We start from the raw sequence: 13,478 nt of genomic DNA, 5'->3' as shown, positions 1-13,478 counted from the left end.
CTCACGGGTTCGTACTCCGGCCTGCGCGCAGGTACGTCAGCACAGCGAGCACACGACGGTTTGCGTGCTCGTCGGGCGGCAGGTTCAGCTTTGCCAGGATGTTGCCGATGTGTTTGCCGACGGCGGGCTCCGAGATCTTCAGGCGCCGGCCGATGGCCGCGTTCGAATCGCCCTCGGCGACCAGCGTCAGCACCTCGTGTTCCCGCGCCGACAGCCGGCTCAGCGGATCGGTGGGCCGGCTGAGCAGCCGCCGCACCACCTCCGGGTCGATCACCGTGCCGCCGGCGACCACGCCGTGGAGCACGGCGGCGAATTCGGCTACGTCGACCACGCGGTCCTTGAGCAGGTAGCCGACCCGCCGGCCATCGCCGGAGTTCAACAGGTCTGCCGCGTAACGATCCTCGACGTACTGGCTGAGCGCCACCACGGCCAGCGCCGGACGGGTAGTGCGCAGGTCGATGGCGGTCCGCAAACCGTCGTCGGTGAACCCGGGTGGCATCCGAATATCGGTGACCACGAGGTCCGGGCGGTGCTCGGTAGCGGCCTGGCGTAGGGCGTCGGCATCGGCGACGGCGGCCAACACCTGGAACCCGAAGCGGTCCAGCAGCCCGGCCAACCCCTCTCGCAGCAAGGCCCCGTCCTCGGCGAGCACGACCCGGATCATGCCGGCGCCGGCTGGTACGGTAGCTCGACCTGCACGATGGTCGGCCCACCTGGCGGACTGGACAGGAACATCCGCCCGTCCCCGACCGCGACTCGGTCGGCGAGCCCGAGCAGCCCGGTGCCACGTGCCGGATCAGCGCCACCCCGGCCGTCGTCTGAGATCCGCATGCTCAACGCAGCACCGTCCTCATGCAACTGGATTCCGGCTGATCGGGCACCACTGTGCCGCGCGACGTTGGTCAGGGCTTCGGACGCCACGAAGTATGCGGCCGCCTCCACGTGAGCCGGCGGGCGTCGACTCAGCCGGGTCTCGACGGTGACCGGCACCGGCGAGCGGTCGGCCAACCGACGTAACGCGGCAGGCAGACCGAGATCGGTGAGCACCTGTGGGTGGATACCGTGGATCAGCTCGCGCAATTCGCCCATCAGCAGCTTCGCCTCCTTGTGCGCGGCTGACACCGCCTCGGCGGCAGCCGAACCGGCTGGCATGTCCAACTTCGCGAGACCGAGCCGCAGCGTCAGCCCGATGAGTCGTTGTTGTGCCCCGTCGTGCAGATCCCGCTCGATCCGCCGGCGTTCGGCCTCGAACGCATCGACCAACCTGGCGCGGGACCGGGTCACCTCGACCAGCCTGGCCTGGAGCCGTTCCACCGGGGCACCACCGAGCAGTGCGCGAACCAACTGCCCGTGCCCACCGGCCAGCAGGCCCAGTAGGTACGCCATGGCTGGCAACAGGGCAACGGCGCCGACCGCGTACGGTATCGATTCTCTCGGCCCGCGCAGCAGAATCGGGCCGAGCACGGCCGTGCCGTCGCCGCCACTGGCGACGAACGGGCTGCTGATCGCCGCGACGATTACCAATACAACCAGCGTCAGGCAGCCCAGCACCAAGGGTCCCGCCGTGGCCAGGATCAGGCTGTAGGCAACCGCACGCCAGGTCGCTCGCTGCGTGTACCGGGCCCGCACCCAACCGGCGGCGCTGCGACCCGACACACGATCTGTGCTCGGTAGCGGCCGTTCGTCGATGAGCTGTAACCGCCACCGCTCCAGCCGACCCAACGGAACGGCGAGCAACGGGCCGACCAGGGCGATCAGCACGACACCGAAGAGCGCGGCGAACGCCACCCTGGCCAGTTCCAGGCCGGACCGGCCGTGGTCGGCGGCCAGGAGCACGGTTGGAAGTGAACACAGCGCATAGGACACTGCCATGACCGTCGCAACCACGCCGGTCGACACCACGTGGCCGGCGGCACGCCAGGGCCACGGGGAAACCAGGTACCGCGGTGCGGTCAGCTGCCGCAGAAGCGTGTTGGACACACAGGGACGCTACCGGCCGGATCGACGCCGGCCCATCAGCACTCGTACCGAATTTGGGTATACCTGGCACTACCATGGACGCCCCGACCACCCGTAGTGACGCGGCCGGCCCTCCGCTGGTCTGCTCATCCCGTGTCGATTCGAACCAAGGGTGTCCTTGTCTACCTGGCCATCGCCTTCGGGGTGACGTGGCCGTATCTGTTCGTCGCCCGGCTGGTCCTGGGCCTGTCGCTGGTGAATCCATTGGTCCAGCTGCCTGTCGCGACAACGCCGGCGATCGCCGCGATCGTGGTGCGGCGCTGGGTCACCCGCGAGGGGTTCGCGGACGCGGGCCTGACGTTGCGGTTGCGCGCTGCATGGAACTGGTGGTTGCTGGCCTGGCTGGGACCGTTCGCGATCATCGGTGCCACGATGGGCGTCGCTGCGGTCTGGGGCTGGTGGCAGCCGGATCCAGCGCCGATCGGCGGCTGGGCCGGCATCGTGCTGTTGCTCGTGGTGCCCGTGGTGCTGACGCCCTTGTACTGGGGTGAGGAGTTCGGCTGGACCGGGTATCTACGAACCAGGATGGTCCCCGGACGGCCGGGATGGTCGGTCGCCGCCACCGGCCTCATTTGGGCCATCTGGCACTATCCGCTGGCCTACCTCGGCTATGTCGAGCTCACCGACCACTCCTTGAGCATGCTGCTGTGGACCGTCTCGTTCATGCTCCAGCAGGCGATCCTGTCCTGGCTGTGCGCGCGCAGTGGTTCGGTCTGGGTGGCGAGCCTGGCGCATGCGGGCAACAACATGATCATCGGACTGCTGTCGGAGCAGGTGCTCACCGACGCCGGCGGCATGAGCCAGCTTCAGATTCTGTGGTGCTCGGTGGTGGTACTGGCTGCCGCCTGCCTGGCTGTGCCGGCTTGGCAGCGGGTGCGCAATCCACGAGGCCGGGCAATCAGCCCCAGTCCAGGCTCATCCTGACGGCTCCGTTGCGTTCTACTTTGATCCAGGCGCGGCCCGGCTCCTTCAGCGCGGCGGACACATCGTTTTAGGCGACACCAGCTCTGCATCCCAGCCGAGGTCCCGGACGATGACGATGCCACCGGTCTGACTGACCAGCGCGGCGTTCCAGATGGCCAAGACCGGCTGCGATGTCGGCATGACCCAGCTCAGCGTCCAGCCGTTGACCGTCGCCGGGGCGATGTTCCTGACCCCCACCCACACCTCCGCGCCCCGGAACCAGTACCGCACCGCACAGGTGGACGCCAGCCCGGCACTCACGTTCGGACGGTGCGGAGTAGCTGCCGGAAACATCCACCGGCCACACCACAGCCAGGCGGGCGGTCCGTGACGTCAGTCCGGGGGACACGGACCCACCATCGGGCCGGTCGGGTCGGACGGCTGGGCACGGCAACCCCGTTCTGGACTGCTGACGTCGGTAGCCACCGACAGCTACACATCCATGATTCACGATGGATTGCCATGGCCGAGGCGAACGAAATGCCTGAGGGATGGAGTCGTTGCTGGGGGCGTGACCGCCATCGAGGCATGCTTGTTCGTTGCTGGCACAGGGAATCAATCACAGGGTCGCCGGGCCGCGGCCCCGTGACCGGGTCAGAACGCGTACGGCCCGAACCGGCCCCACGCCACCACCGCGGCCAGGATCAGCAGCACCCCGCTCGGCACCAGCGCCGGAAACTCATCGCGCCGCAGGTGCATCACCACGGCGCCGACCATCACCAGGGCCAGCCCGGTCGCGGCGAGCGGGACGAGGGTCGGCGCGACATTGACTGCGGCGGGCAGGATCACGCCGATCGCACCCAGCACCTCCAGCACGCCGATCACCTTGGGAGCCCAGTGCGGCGCGTCCGCGGCCCAGGGCTGAGCGGCGATGTACTTCTCGCGCGACAGGGCGAGCTTGAACACGCCGGAGAACAGGAAACCGGCGGCGACCAGTCCGGCGATAGCCCAAAGAACGATGTTCATGATTCACCACCAGGATGAGATGACTTAAACAGTGAAGTTGAAGCTAGCGCCACTGACTTAAACATGCAAGTCATTGCTATGATCTCGACGTGACCGACGAACCCCGCTGGCTGAACCAGGACGAGCTGAAGACCTGGCTGACACTGTTCTCCGTGCTGACGCGCCTCACAGGCTCGCTCGACACCCAGCTCCAGCGCGACGCCGGGATCAGCCTCTTCGAGTACATGACCCTCGCCGGGCTCTCCGTCGCGCCGGAGCGCCGGCTGCGGATGAGCCTGCTCGCCGCCATATCCGAGGGCTCGCTCCCCCGCCTCTCCCAGGCCATCGGCCGCCTGGAGAAGCGTGGCTGGGTGCGCCGCTCCCCCGACCCGGACGACGGCCGCTACACGCTCGCCATCCTCACCGACGAGGGCCTGGAGAAGGTCGTCGAGACCGCGCCCGGCCATGTCGCCGAGGTCCGCCGACTGGTCTTCGATCCACTGACCAAGGCGCAACCCCGGCAGTTGCACGACATTTGCGGGCGCATCATGCGCACCGTCGACCCGGACGGCCCGTACCCCGGCGCCCGTCCCTATTAGACCGCCCGGTTTCACCGCATACAGCTCAGCGCGTCGCCGCGGTCGCATTGGGGGCGACAGGCAGACCCGCGAGCACGCGGGGACACGCACCCGAGCACCACGATCGCCGGTCATCCGCGGCGTGTGCGAGGTCGTCGGTCGCGGGCCGGCTGGGCGACCACATCAGGGGCTGCTGGCCCGGCAGCAGTTGCCGCCACACCCAGATCGAGAAGTGCCACTGAGGTACCAGCTTCCAGGAACGGTTGCGAAGCGCGCCGGGCCGCCAGTCCGGCCTGTACATCTTCGGGCATGGCGGCCAGGCTTAAATCGATCGACGTTCCAGGCCCGTCGTGTGATCCTGCCCAGATGGTCGGCGGTCTGAGGCAACGGCTGCCCGGTCGATGATGTCGTGTCCGTCATCGGCGCGATCTTCAACAGGACGATCCGCATGAGCGCGGATGCCGTGGGCGCGGACGAGGGCACACCCGCGTCACAGGACAGGCCGGTGGGCGGGTTGCTGCGGACGCGGAATTTCGCCCTGCTGTGGATCGGGCAGTCCACCAGTGCTCTCGGCTCCTCGATCACGGCGATGGCGCTCCCGTTGGTGGCCGTCTCGACGCTGGACGCCGGTCCGGCCATGGTCGCCCTGCTGACGGCCGCCACCTGGCTGCCGTGGCTGCTGATCGGGCTTCCGGCCGGCGTCTGGGTCGACCGATGGCCGCGCCGGCGCACTTCGCCGACATCGTTTCGGCGGTCGTACTCGTCATCATCCCGATCGCGGCCTGGACCAACGTGCTGACCACGACCATGCTGCTGGTGGCCGCGCTGCTCGCCGGCACCGCAGGCATCTTCTCCAACGTGGCGTTCAACGCTTTCCTGCCTCATCTGGTCTCCACGGAAGACCTCATGGAAGGCAACGCCAAGCTGCAGACCAGCGCATCGGTCGCCCTGGTCGTCGGACCTGGCCTCGGCGGGCTGCTGGCCCAGGCGGCCGGCGCAGTCACCGGGTTCCTCGTCGACTCCGTCACCTTCCTGGTGTCGGCGGCCTGTCTGCTCGGCCTGCGGCCCGAGCCGGAGCCGCGCCCATCCGAAGGCGATCGCCCGGGCATGCCGCGCCAGATCGCCGAGGGCATCCGGTTCATCATGCGCGGACGCCTGCTGCAGGCCATGTTGGTGGTGGCAGCGGCGACCAACTTCGCGATGCTGGGCATCACGGCACTGCGCGTCATCTTCCTGGTGCGCACCGAGGATGCCGCGCCCGGAACCGCGGGATTCGTGATCGGCGTGGGCAGCCTCGGCGGCATTCTCGGCGCCGCACTCGCCACCCGCGCGTCCCGGCGTTTCGGCAGCGCCCGCACCTACCTGGTGGCCAACGTCGCGGCCGCCCCGTTCATCCTCCTGCTGCCGCTCGGCGGCCACGGCTGGCGCCTGACGCTGTTCGCGGCGGGATCCTTCGTCGCCCTGGCCGGAGCCACGATATCGAACGTGATAACCATGACGTTCCGCGGCAACTTCGTTCCCGCGCACTTACTCGGCCGGGTCACCGCAGCATCGCGGATCTTCGTATTCGGCACCATCCCGCTCGGCGCGACAACCGCCGGCCTCCTGGCCTCGGCCGTCGGGATCCGGGCTGCCATGTGGGCACTCGCCGTCCTCTACATCATCACGCCCCTGCCCCTGCTGGCCACCTCGGCCCGCACGCTGCGCGACTTCCCGGCCAAAGGCACTCAAGACCCTGCACCCTGATTCGCCGTACCTCGTAAACCCGCCCGAGCGACCGACACCGCCGCACCGATCGGGCGCGAAGGCAACAGTCTTCGCGCCGTTGGTGTCTTGCAGCTGACAGCCACTGGACGAGCTGTGCGGCCCACAGTACTGTGTGCCGCATGGTTAGCGACAAGTTGGAGCTCGAGCTTCGCCGGGGCGTGGTGGTCCTTGCCGTGCTCTCGCAGCTCCGAACGTTCCAATACGGCTACGAGCTGCGTCAATCGCTTACCGGCAAGGGCTTCCCGATCGAGGAGGGGACCCTCTACCCCCTGCTGCGCCGGCTGGAGTCGCAGGGCGTGCTGATCAGCGAATGGCGCACCAGCGAAGGTGCGCCACGGCGCTACTACCAGGCAAGCGCTGCGGGCCTGCGCCTCTACGAGCAGCTCATCTCCTCTTGGCGTGGCCTGAACGAGGCAATGGACCGGCTCTTGGAGAGTGATTGACGTGACGATGAGCGCTGAGGATCTCATCAACGCCTATGTGGAAGACGTGACCCGGCTGCTCCCCTACAAGCAGCAGGCGGATGTGGCACGGGAGCTGCGGGCCCTGTTCCGCGAGGAGCTGGGCGAACGCGACCCGGGCAACTCGCGCGAGGAGACCGCGCTGCGGATGCTGCAGGAGTTCGGCCGTCCGGCCGAGGCCGCTGCCCGCTACGGGCGGCCGGTCTCCGTGATCGACCAGGCCGACGCGCTCAGCTTCCTGCGCTGGAGCGTCATCGGGGTGGTGACGATCTGGCTGGCAGGCGCGATTGAGGCCGAGTCGATACTGCAGTGGTGGCTGGGCGTCGCGATCCCGGCGCTGTGGTGGCCCGGTGTCCTGGTGTTCTGCTACGGCCTGGCCGCATGGACGCGCCGCCGCTGGCCGAGCACCGCCGTCTGGAAACCCCGCCGCGGTGCGGATGGCCGCGTCAACCGTCCAGGTCGCGTCGCAGCCATCCTCTTCTTCATCGCCGGTACCCTCACCCTCGTCTTCGCCGCCCGGCTGCTCGACTGGGTCAGCGGAGGCAAGGCGGCCCCCGAGGCGATCAAGGCGCTCACCTTCGACGACGACTTCCTACGCCTGCGCGGCCCGCTGACGCTGCTGTGCATGGTGCTCGGGATCGTCCTGTTCGCGGTGGTGACCGTCGCCGGGCGATGGTCGCCGGCACTGCGAAAAGCAGAGATGGCGGGCAACGTCCTCACCGCGGCCGTCTATGCCCTGATCCTGCTGGGCGGCCCGATTCTGCAGGCGGAGGCCAGTGACGAAGTGTTCCGGGCGGCCCTGGCGCTGACCGTCGCGATCGGACTGATCGACGCTTTCATGCAGGCGCGGCGCCTGCGCCGGCAGACCGTATGACCCGGGCGGGCGCTGCTCACCTTGATTGAGTGGTGCCCCCAGCCCTGCTGAACCAATGTCCGCACGGCCTCATGACGCGATCGCGAAGCCCACCGCGTCATCTCCGCGGGGGTCGGCTACCCCCAAGCCGCGAGGCCGAGGAGGCGGCCGTCGCGGACCTCGGTGATGTGGTCGGCGGCGGTGAGGTGGGTGCGGTCGTGGGTGACCAGGATGGTGGCGGTGGCCTGCTGGTGGGTGAGCTGGGTGATCAGGTCGACAATCGTGGCGCCGCGTTCGTGGTCGAGGGCGCTGGTGGGTTCGTCGACCAGCAGGACGGTGGGGTCGTTCATGAGGGCGCGGGCGATGTTGACGCGTTGACGCTGGCCGCCGGAGAGCTGGTGTGGGCGGCGGTCGACTTGAGCGGCCATGCCGACGGCGTCGAGCAGGTCGAGGGCACGGCGGCGGGCAGCGGCGGCCGAACGGCCGTCGATGACGGCCATGACCTGGAGTTGTTCGGCGGCGGTGAGCGCGGGCAGCAGATTGGGCTGCTGGAAGACGATGCCGATGCTGCGGCGGCGCAGGGCGGCTTGGTCGTTGCGGCTGAGGTCGGTGATGGTGGTGCCGTCGATGGTGACGGTTCCGCTGTCCGGGGTGATGAGGGTGGCGGCGACGGCGAGCAGGCTGGATTTGCCCGAGCCGGAGGGGCCGACGACGGCCGTGAGGGTGCCGCGGGGCACATCGAGGCTGACGTGGTCGAGGGCAGTCAGGCGGGTGTCGCCGTCGGGGTAGGTGAGGGTCACGTCGGTCAGGTGCAGGGTCATCGGGCGCTCCCGAGGGCGGTCAGCGGGTCGACGGAGGTGATGCGACGGATGGACAGGGCCGCGCCGAGCACCCCGAGCGCGATCATGATCAAGGCGGGCCCGAGCATGGTGGCCGGGCTGAGCAGGAACGGCACAGTGGTGCCGGCGACGAGAGCGCCGGCAGCGGCGGCGAGGGCGGTGCCGGTCAGGGTGCCGGCGGTGAGCAGGACGGCGGCTTGTCCGAGGGCGTCGCGCAGCAGGACGGTGGTGGAGGCGCCCAGGGCTTTGAGGACGGCGACGTCGCCGCTGCGCTGGATGGTCCAGACGGTGAAGAAGGCACCGATGACCAGGGCGGAGATGGCGAACAGGAAGCCGCGCATCAGTTGCAGGGAGCCGTTCTCGGAGGTGTAGGAGCCGATCGCGGACAGTGAGTCGTCGCGGGTGACGGTGTGAGTGCCGGCCACTCGGTCGCCGGCTGCGATGTCGGTACTGCCGGTGGTGGTCAGGGCGATCACGGTCGCGGTCACCCGATCCGGCTCGCTGATGGGTGGGGTGGTCTGTCGCCAGGTGGCGAGGCTCGTCCAGACGACCGGGGTGTGGCTGAAGAACGCGTCACCGCGGACGGCGGCGACGGTCAGACTCCGCCCGGCGAGGGTGAGGGTGTCGCCGTCGTGGAGTCCGAGGTCGGCGGCGGCGGTGGTGGACACCACCACGGATCGGTCGTCGATGCGGTCGGCGGCCGGGGCGAGCGGGGAGCCGGGCTGGACGCCGAACACGGACACGGCGACGGTCGTGGTGCCGGAGGTGGCCCGGGTGGTGCTGATGCCGAGTGGTTCGGCGCTGGTGACGCCGGGCGTGCGGGCCCAGTGCTGCCATTGCTCGGCGGTGACGATGGAGTTGGCGTAGGACAGGTCCTGCCCTGCCGAGGGGGCGTTGAAAGCGATGCGATCGGCGGGCAGACCGGTAATCGCGGAGATGTTCTGCTGGCCGAGCCCGGCGGTCAGCCCGGACAGCAGCCCGACCAGCATGGTGATCAGCACGATGACGGCGCCCATCAGGGCGAAACGACCCCTGGCGAACTTCAGGTCACGCCATGCGACGAACACGGTATTCCGCCCCTTTCCTTCGGCGTGATGCGGCTGCTCCTACGATCGCCGCCGACCGGGGGTGCAGGCATCTGCCGCAAGACGAGATGCGCCTTGCATCTTTTGACAGAGGCCCACCGGGCGTGACTTCCGTACGCTGAACAGACCATGTCTTCGACCGCGTCCCACCTGCCGCGCACGGCCCGTGGCCTGCTGTGGTGCCTGCATCTGCTGCTCGCCGGGCTGCTGGTGCTGGCCGGCGGCCGGGCAGTCGCCAGCGGCGCGGCGCACGCCTGGCTGGTGGTCGCGGTAGCGGGCGTGCTCGCCCTGACCTATGGCACCGGGGTGTGGTTCGCGCGTGTTCGCGCGTCGCGCCGGGCGGCCAGGGTGTGGCTGGCCGCGGTCGTCACGGTATGGCTGGTCCTGCTGGCCCTGTCCGCGGACGGAGTGTGGGTGGCCTTCCCGCTGTACTTCCTGCAGCTGCACCTGCTACCACGCCGAGCCGGTGTCGTCGCGGTGCTCGTCACCGCGATCGGGGCGATCACCGGTTTCGCCGCCCACGCCGGGAACTTGACGCTGGCCATCACGGTCGGGCCGATACTCGGCGCGGCCGTCGCGATCGCCGTGGTGCGGGGCTACCAGGCCCTGTACCGGGAGAGCGAACGGCGCCGGCAGCTGATCGAGGAGCTGACCGCCACCCGCGCGGATCTGGCCGCAGCCCAGCACACCGCAGGAATGCTGGCCGAGCGGGAACGGCTGGCCCGCGAGATCCACGACACCCTGGCCCAGGGGCTGTCCAGTATCCAGCTGCTGCTGCGGGCCGCCGAACGCGCGCTGCCCGACACCGCGCAAACGGCCGCTCGTCATGTCGCTCAGGCCCGGCAGGCCGCCGTCGACAATCTCGCCGAGGCCCGCCGCTTCATCGCCGCGCTCACCCCGCCCGCGCTGGACGACGCCGGCCTGGTCGAAGCCCTCGAGCAGCTGTGCGCCACCACGAGCGCACGGCACCGGATCACCGCCCGCTTGCACCGCACCGGCGAACCGGTGCCACTATCCTCCGCGACCGAGATCGCGCTGCTGCGCATCGCCCAGTCCGCCCTGTCCAACGTCGTCCGGCACGCCAACGCCGAGACCGTGGACGTCACCCTGAGCTACCTCGGCGACCAGGTCGCCCTGGACATCGTCGATGACGGCACCGGCTTCGACCCCACCCGGCTCGCCGCCACGGAGCCGAGCAACGGCGGATTCGGGCTGGCAGCTATGCGCGCCCGCGCCCGCGCGCTCGGCGGCACCCTCACCATCGAGGCCACTGGCGGGCATGGCACCGCACTGGCGGTTCAGGTCCCCACCGGCACCGGGACGAACCCATGACCGGCACGGCGATTCGCCTGCTGATCGCCGACGACCACCCGATCGTGCGGGCGGGGCTGCGCGCCGTCCTGGAGACCGAAGCCGACCTGACGGTGGTGGCCGAGGCCGCCACCGCGGAACAGGCCGTCGCCCGGGCCGCGGACGGCGACATCGACGTCGTCCTGATGGACCTGCAATTCAAGGGCGGCATGACCGGCGCCGAAGCCACCGCCGCGATCACCGCGCACCCTGGCGCACCCCGCGTGGTGATCGTGACGACCTACGACACAGACGCCGACACCCTGCCCGCCATTGCCGCCGGCGCCACCGCCTACCTGCTCAAAGACGCCCCACCCGAAGAACTGGCCGCCGCGGTACGCACCGCCGCTACCGGCCGCACCACCCTCGCCCCTGCCATCGCGGACCGGCTGATGAGCCGCCTGCGCCAACCCGATACCGCGCTGACCCGCCGCGAGACCGAAGTCCTCACCCTGGTCGCCGAGGGCCTGTCCAACCAGGCGATCGGCGCCCGCCTGCACCTGACCGAGGGCACCGTCAAGTCACACCTGGCCCGCATCTACATCAAACTCGGCGTCGACTCCCGTACCGCTGCCGTCGCCACGGCCACCAACCTCGGCCTCATCCGTCGCTGACCGGCGGCATGCGAAGGTCGGTGCCGTGTCCGCGAGGAGTAGGTCACGTGTGGGGGTGGCTGGTGATGCCGTCCAGGATGGTGATCAGGTTGTGGTGGAAGGTTTCCTCGGCGTTGAGGTGGGCGCCGTCGATGACGAGCCGGGCGACGGTGGGGTAGCGGCCGGTTTCGAGCATGCGTGTCAGGTAGGGTCCGAGGGCGGCCTGCCAAGCGGACACGTCGGTGCCGGTCGAACGGGCGGTGCGTCGCTCGGTGATCTCCCTGCGGAGCGCTCCGACGATGAACGCGTTGAGGGCGCCCAAGGCCCGCTGGAGATCGTCGATACCGCGCACGCCGGGGGCCTGGCTGAGCGCCGCCGCGGTCGATTCGCCCACGGCGAGCGCGTGAGGTCCCAAGTGTGGCCTTGCGCCGAGCAGGTCGGCGAACCATTCATGATCAAGGGCGGCGTCGCGGGTCCGGTGAACGATGGCCAGTACTGTGGCGCGCCACTCGGAGTGCCGGCCGGCCTCGGCGATCCGGGCATAGACGGCGTCGACCATCAGATCGAGCAGTTCGGATCTGTTGAGCACGTAGTCGTAGAGCCGCATCGGACCGACTCCGAGCTCTTTGGCGATCTTGCGAACTGACAGTCCGTCGAGGCCGTGCGCGTCGGCGAGCCGGATCGCCGCAGCGGCGATCCTCGCGCGACTCAACGGCACCGGCGCCGCCCGCGGCTGAGGCTCGGGCCGTTCCCAAACGGGCAAGAGTTCGCTACCGTACGGCGTATCCACAAGATGCATCGTACGGTAACGGAGATGATGATGCGAATCGCGATCGCCGGCGGCGGCCTCGGCGGCCTGACGCTGGCCCGAATCCTGCACCGGCACGGCATCGGCGCGGTGGTGTACGAACGCGAGGCGAGCCGATCCGCGCGATCACAGGGCGGAATGCTCGACCTGCACCCGGAGTCCGGGCAACAGGCCCTGGCCGATGCGGGCCTCACCGGCCGATTCCGGTCGGAGGCACGGCCGGAGGGCGAGGAACATCGCATCCTCGACCCGGCCGGACGCACCCTCGTGCACCACAAGCCACAACCCGGCTCATTCTCCGGACGACCCGAGATCGACCGCAGCGCACTGCGTGATCTTCTGCTCGATTCGCTCCCCGGCGACGCGGTGGCCTGGCAGCACCAGCTCGTCACGGCGACGCCACGACCCGGCGGAGGCTTCGGGCTGACGTTCGATGGCGGCCACAGCGCCGACTGCGACATCCTCATCGGCGCGGACGGCGCGCGCTCGGTCGTCCGGTCGCTGCTGACCGACGCGAGACTGTCCTATGTGGCCACCTTGGTAGAGCTGAGCATCGGCGACGCCGACCGGCGCCACCCGGATCTCGCCGAACTGGTCGGCCCCGGGAACCTGTGGTGCATCGGCGTGAACCAGATCCTGGCAGCGCAACGCCTCGGCGATGGCAGCATCCGAGTCGGGATCTCAGTGCGCGCAGAAGATCGCGACATCGAAACATATCGTAGTAAGCGCGCCCTGCTGGACATGTTCGATGGCTGGGACCCAAGCCTCACCGCACTCATCGAAGCCGGCGACAGCGCGCCGACGCCTCGCCGGATCGAAGCCATGCCCATCGGTACACGCTGGGCCAACCAGCCGGGCATCACCCTCCTCGGCGACGCCGCACACCTCATGCCGCCGGTCGGCGAGGGCGCCAATCAAGCCATGCTCGACGCCGCCGAACTCGCCGCCGAACTCGCAGCCAACCCCGCCGACCCCGACTCGGCGATCCGGACGTACGAAGAGGCGATGTTCACCAGAACCCACCCGATCGCCGAAATGTCCGCACGGGTCCAGGCGATGATGCTCTCCCCCACCGCAGCCGACGACATCATCCGCTTCTTCACGCCGCGGCCCACCGAGCCGGCACCCGCAGACTGACAACACGCGACGCAGCCGGCCCACTACCGCCGTCGTGCGGCCTCGTCGGCCGGTGCACCCGGCTCAGCGAGAATCAGCAT

16 protein-coding genes are annotated in these 13,478 nt (G+C 69.4%); 9 read left to right on the top strand and 7 right to left on the bottom strand.

From position 1 onward, the window contains the following. Position 1: 1 nt before the first annotated feature. Both ACQPY0_RS16920 and ACQPY0_RS16915 read right to left on the bottom strand, forming a co-directional pair. Positions 2-664, bottom strand: a complete 663-nt coding sequence (locus ACQPY0_RS16920) for a response regulator (RefSeq protein ID WP_432989805.1) — start codon at positions 662-664, stop codon at positions 2-4. Then, positions 661-1,788 carry a sensor histidine kinase gene (locus tag ACQPY0_RS16915; RefSeq protein ID WP_432989803.1) on the bottom strand — a complete coding sequence of 376 codons (1,128 nt, stop codon included), beginning with the start codon at positions 1,786-1,788 and terminating at the stop codon, positions 661-663. Before ACQPY0_RS16915 ends, ACQPY0_RS16920 begins: the two co-directional genes overlap by 4 nt. Before the next feature lie 288 nt (positions 1,789-2,076). Here ACQPY0_RS16915 and ACQPY0_RS16910 point away from each other — a divergent pair, with 288 nt between their 5' ends. Beyond that, positions 2,077-2,943, top strand: a complete 867-nt coding sequence (locus ACQPY0_RS16910) for a CPBP family glutamic-type intramembrane protease (protein WP_432989801.1) — start codon at positions 2,077-2,079, stop codon at positions 2,941-2,943. A 45-nt stretch (positions 2,944-2,988) separates the two neighbouring features. On the opposite strand, the gene ACQPY0_RS16905 is transcribed toward ACQPY0_RS16910, so the two are convergent. Further along, positions 2,989-3,243 carry a cellulose binding domain-containing protein gene (locus tag ACQPY0_RS16905; protein WP_432989799.1) on the bottom strand — a complete coding sequence of 85 codons (255 nt, stop codon included), beginning with the start codon at positions 3,241-3,243 and terminating at the stop codon, positions 2,989-2,991. A 333-nt stretch (positions 3,244-3,576) separates the two neighbouring features. After that, entirely contained in the window at positions 3,577-3,948 is a 372-nt protein-coding gene (locus tag ACQPY0_RS16900; RefSeq protein ID WP_432989797.1) for a DoxX family protein, read from the bottom strand. 89 nt (positions 3,949-4,037) lie between these two features. On the opposite strand from ACQPY0_RS16900, the gene ACQPY0_RS16895 reads away from it, so the two are divergent. The 5 genes from ACQPY0_RS16895 to ACQPY0_RS16875 all read left to right on the top strand — a co-directional run bounded on the left by ACQPY0_RS16895 (position 4,038) and on the right by ACQPY0_RS16875 (position 7,607). After that, complete coding sequence (locus ACQPY0_RS16895) at positions 4,038-4,526, top strand: MarR family winged helix-turn-helix transcriptional regulator (RefSeq protein WP_432989795.1); 489 nt, start codon at positions 4,038-4,040, stop codon at positions 4,524-4,526. A 427-nt stretch (positions 4,527-4,953) separates the two neighbouring features. Beyond that, positions 4,954-5,304, top strand: a complete 351-nt coding sequence (locus ACQPY0_RS16890) for an MFS transporter (RefSeq protein ID WP_432989793.1) — start codon at positions 4,954-4,956, stop codon at positions 5,302-5,304. Then, complete coding sequence (locus ACQPY0_RS16885) at positions 5,298-6,251, top strand: MFS transporter (protein WP_432989791.1); 954 nt, start codon at positions 5,298-5,300, stop codon at positions 6,249-6,251. Before ACQPY0_RS16890 ends, ACQPY0_RS16885 begins: the two co-directional genes overlap by 7 nt. 140 nt (positions 6,252-6,391) lie before the next feature. Next, positions 6,392-6,715: a PadR family transcriptional regulator gene (locus tag ACQPY0_RS16880; protein ID WP_432989789.1), complete on the top strand. Its 324-nt coding sequence runs from the start codon at positions 6,392-6,394 to the stop codon at positions 6,713-6,715. Position 6,716: 1 nt separating this feature from the next. Then, positions 6,717-7,607 (top strand): hypothetical protein, encoded by an 891-nt coding sequence (locus tag ACQPY0_RS16875; protein ID WP_432989787.1) that lies wholly within the window; start codon positions 6,717-6,719, stop codon positions 7,605-7,607. A 116-nt stretch (positions 7,608-7,723) separates the two neighbouring features. Here the strand turns inward: ACQPY0_RS16875 and ACQPY0_RS16870 are convergent, their stop codons facing one another. Together ACQPY0_RS16870 and ACQPY0_RS16865 are read right to left on the bottom strand one after the other, a co-directional pair. After that, positions 7,724-8,407 carry an ABC transporter ATP-binding protein gene (locus ACQPY0_RS16870; RefSeq protein ID WP_432989785.1) on the bottom strand — a complete coding sequence of 228 codons (684 nt, stop codon included), beginning with the start codon at positions 8,405-8,407 and terminating at the stop codon, positions 7,724-7,726. After that, positions 8,404-9,492 carry an ABC transporter permease gene (locus ACQPY0_RS16865; RefSeq protein WP_432989783.1) on the bottom strand — a complete coding sequence of 363 codons (1,089 nt, stop codon included), beginning with the start codon at positions 9,490-9,492 and terminating at the stop codon, positions 8,404-8,406. The genes ACQPY0_RS16870 and ACQPY0_RS16865 overlap by 4 nt, the downstream gene beginning before the upstream one ends. 147 nt (positions 9,493-9,639) lie before the next feature. Here ACQPY0_RS16865 and ACQPY0_RS16860 point away from each other — a divergent pair, with 147 nt between their 5' ends. Next, positions 9,640-10,842: a sensor histidine kinase gene (locus ACQPY0_RS16860; RefSeq protein ID WP_432989781.1), complete on the top strand. Its 1,203-nt coding sequence runs from the start codon at positions 9,640-9,642 to the stop codon at positions 10,840-10,842. Next, positions 10,839-11,474: a response regulator gene (locus tag ACQPY0_RS16855; protein ID WP_432989779.1), complete on the top strand. Its 636-nt coding sequence runs from the start codon at positions 10,839-10,841 to the stop codon at positions 11,472-11,474. The genes ACQPY0_RS16860 and ACQPY0_RS16855 overlap by 4 nt, the downstream gene beginning before the upstream one ends. A gap of 43 nt (positions 11,475-11,517) precedes the next feature. On the opposite strand, the gene ACQPY0_RS16850 is transcribed toward ACQPY0_RS16855, so the two are convergent. Then, the gene (locus tag ACQPY0_RS16850; RefSeq protein ID WP_432989777.1) at positions 11,518-12,339 is read right to left on the bottom strand and encodes a TetR/AcrR family transcriptional regulator C-terminal domain-containing protein; all 822 of its coding nucleotides are present in this window, start codon (positions 12,337-12,339) and stop codon (positions 11,518-11,520) included. Here ACQPY0_RS16850 and ACQPY0_RS16845 point away from each other — a divergent pair. After that, positions 12,247-13,398 carry an FAD-dependent oxidoreductase gene (locus ACQPY0_RS16845; protein WP_432989775.1) on the top strand — a complete coding sequence of 384 codons (1,152 nt, stop codon included), beginning with the start codon at positions 12,247-12,249 and terminating at the stop codon, positions 13,396-13,398. The genes ACQPY0_RS16850 and ACQPY0_RS16845 overlap by 93 nt on opposite strands. The last annotated feature ends 80 nt before the right edge of the window (positions 13,399-13,478 follow it).

Source organism: Dactylosporangium sp. CA-233914 (assembly GCF_050942935.1).
Classification (GTDB): Bacteria; Actinomycetota; Actinomycetes; order Mycobacteriales; family Micromonosporaceae; genus Dactylosporangium.
This window is presented reverse-complemented; position numbering and strand designations above follow the sequence as displayed.

Excerpts from the sequence above, each read along its gene's own strand:
- ACQPY0_RS16920 (WP_432989805.1), bottom strand. The coding sequence starts at position 664 with ATGATCCGGGTCGTGCTCGCCGAGGACGGGGCCTTGCTGCGAGAGGGG.
- ACQPY0_RS16900 (WP_432989797.1), bottom strand. The coding sequence starts at position 3,948 with ATGAACATCGTTCTTTGGGCTATCGCCGGACTGGTCGCCGCCGGTTTC.
- ACQPY0_RS16890 (WP_432989793.1), top strand. The coding sequence starts at position 4,954 with ATGAGCGCGGATGCCGTGGGCGCGGACGAGGGCACACCCGCGTCACAG.
- ACQPY0_RS16880 (WP_432989789.1), top strand. The coding sequence starts at position 6,392 with ATGGTTAGCGACAAGTTGGAGCTCGAGCTTCGCCGGGGCGTGGTGGTC.
- ACQPY0_RS16870 (WP_432989785.1), bottom strand. The coding sequence starts at position 8,407 with ATGACCCTGCACCTGACCGACGTGACCCTCACCTACCCCGACGGCGAC.
- ACQPY0_RS16860 (WP_432989781.1), top strand. The coding sequence starts at position 9,640 with ATGTCTTCGACCGCGTCCCACCTGCCGCGCACGGCCCGTGGCCTGCTG.
- ACQPY0_RS16855 (WP_432989779.1), top strand. The coding sequence starts at position 10,839 with ATGACCGGCACGGCGATTCGCCTGCTGATCGCCGACGACCACCCGATC.
- ACQPY0_RS16845 (WP_432989775.1), top strand. The coding sequence starts at position 12,247 with ATGCATCGTACGGTAACGGAGATGATGATGCGAATCGCGATCGCCGGC.